Origin of the sequence: Noviherbaspirillum sp. ST9, from assembly GCF_048799745.1 — a bacterium.
GTDB lineage: Bacteria > Pseudomonadota > Gammaproteobacteria > Burkholderiales > Burkholderiaceae_D > Noviherbaspirillum.
In genome coordinates, this window is record NZ_JBLWFR010000191.1 from 1 (window position 1) to 545 (window position 545).

The following is a 545-nucleotide window of genomic DNA, read 5'->3' on the forward strand; positions in this document are numbered from 1 at the left end:
TTTACTTTAACAGTCAGAAAGCAGACATCGTTTCGCAGGATTCGAAAATCATTGCATTTATTGTTCCCCTGCTAAACACAGACAGTTGCTATGCTTTCCTGAAGGATAATAAAGGTAAGGTCATTAAACAAGAGCCCTTTAAACTAGGGCCTGTTAAAATCGTTTCTACAGTTGATAAAGTAAAAAGTGGCGAAACGTTAACGATTTACGGCAAGAACTTCCAACGGCTTAGTAATATCCAGGTCACGGTAAATGACAAAGCAGTATCTGAGGTAGCGGTCAGCTCGACCGGTCTCAGTTTCACAATGCCGGAAACAATATATCCGGGAAGAAAGCCTGCCATTAATGTAGTGTCCGGTACTTCCAACAAGCTTTCTACCACTACCACCGTTGCTGATAAATGGGTGCGTGTGGCCTATAGCCCTTTTGTTTTCAGATCTTTATTTTCTGCCTTTGTTTACAAAGATGAGGGGTACGTATTAAGTTATGATAAAGAAGGTCCGGATAAAAAAGCATTATTCTATAAACTTAATCCACAGACCTAT

General features: G+C 40.2%; 1 protein-coding gene. It reads left to right on the forward strand.

Features of this window, described 5'->3' with window-relative positions; translation table 11 throughout:
- A partial coding sequence (locus ACNOHI_RS25465; RefSeq protein WP_420477513.1) for an IPT/TIG domain-containing protein occupies positions 1-545 on the forward strand: 545 nt, incomplete at both ends.